General features: G+C 38.1%; 1 protein-coding gene. It reads right to left on the reverse strand.

Features of this window, described 5'->3' with window-relative positions:
- Nucleotides 1-123: 123 nt before the first annotated feature.
- A protein-coding gene (locus ABT294_RS50740) for an IS3 family transposase (protein WP_095586744.1) occupies nucleotides 124-1,271 on the reverse strand; the annotation gives its coding sequence in 2 pieces (ribosomal slippage) (nucleotides 124-1,019 and nucleotides 1,019-1,271; 1,149 coding nt in all).
- Nucleotides 1,272-1,343 lie beyond the last annotated feature (72 nt).

Raw genomic sequence — 1,343 nt, forward strand, 5'->3', positions numbered from 1 at the left:
CCACGATTAAGGGCATGGAGACCCTTCGAGGAATATATAAAAAGAACCGAAGAATGTAGTGACCCCCAAAATATAGACTTTTCTGGAAAGTCAACGAAAAACTAGACACGGAGTTAAGAGAATTTAAGAATTATATTTTTCAAAGTCTTTTGGAGACTTGTAATCAAGACCTGAATGCATCCTTTTTGTATTGTAATAGGTCTCAATGTATTTAAATATTTCTTGAGTAGCCTCAGCTCTTGTCTCAAAATGAGCATCATTAATAAGCTCCCTCTTTAGCGTCTTATAAAAAGACTCCATCATTGCATTGTCATATGGATTTCCTTTACGACTCATGCTAGATTGAGCACCGACTTGACGAAGAGTAGATTGATAACGAGAGCTTGTATATTGACTCCCTTGATCAGTATGGACAATCAAGCCAGGCTGAGGATGTTCTTTCCCACAAGCTTGCAAGAAGCAATCCCTCACCAGTTTATCTTGCATCCGTGAAGACATTGACCAGCCTACAATCTTACGTGAAAAAACGTCGATATTCACGGCTAAGTATAAGGTGCCTTCTTTGGTAGGGATATAGGTCATGTCTCCCAGCCATACTTTATTAGGAGCTGTTGCTTTAAAGATCTGATTAATTAAATTGGGTCTTGAAAGCGAAGCTCCTTTTCTGTTGTAATGTTTATATTTATAACGGCTTCCCTTGGCATAAAGTCCCATCAAGTGCATCAGTTTCCCAACACGTTTCGTGTTGGTCATAATACCAGTATTATGAAGTACCTTGGTAATTCTAACCGCACCATAGCGTCCCTTATGCTCATGAAAGACAGCTTTTATCTTCTCTGAGAGAATTTCTCTCTCCACTTGTTGTTTTGAAGGACGACGATGCATGTATTCATAGAAACCTGAGCGAGAAACCTTAAGAACTTTTACTGCATGCTTAATTTTTATCTTCCCATGATGTTTCAAGAGAAATTCAAAACGTTTTACTTGCTTCGCTTCAAGAAGACCCGGAACTTTTTTAGAAGTTCAAGTTCCTCCTGAAGATAACGATTTTCTTTCTCTAACAATTTAATCTTATGTTGGGCATCAGCTAGGGCTGTCCCATTGCCTGGAAAAGCACTTTCTCCATATTCTTCAACTTCTTGAACCCAGCGATAAAGACTATTGGCATGAACCTCAAGCTCTTGGCTGACTTCTTTAACAGAGTAACCCTCTTCAAGAATGAGTTTTACTGCAGAATTTTTAAATTGTTTATCGAATTTTCTTCTTGCCATAATAAACCTTTCCACGATTTCTCTTAACTTTGTGTCTAGTTTATTATAACCTTTCCATTCGGAGGTCTTTTC

Origin of the sequence: Nonomuraea sp. NPDC000554, assembly GCF_040300065.1 — a bacterium.
In the GTDB taxonomy this organism is placed as follows: domain Bacteria; phylum Actinomycetota; class Actinomycetes; order Streptosporangiales; family Streptosporangiaceae; genus Nonomuraea.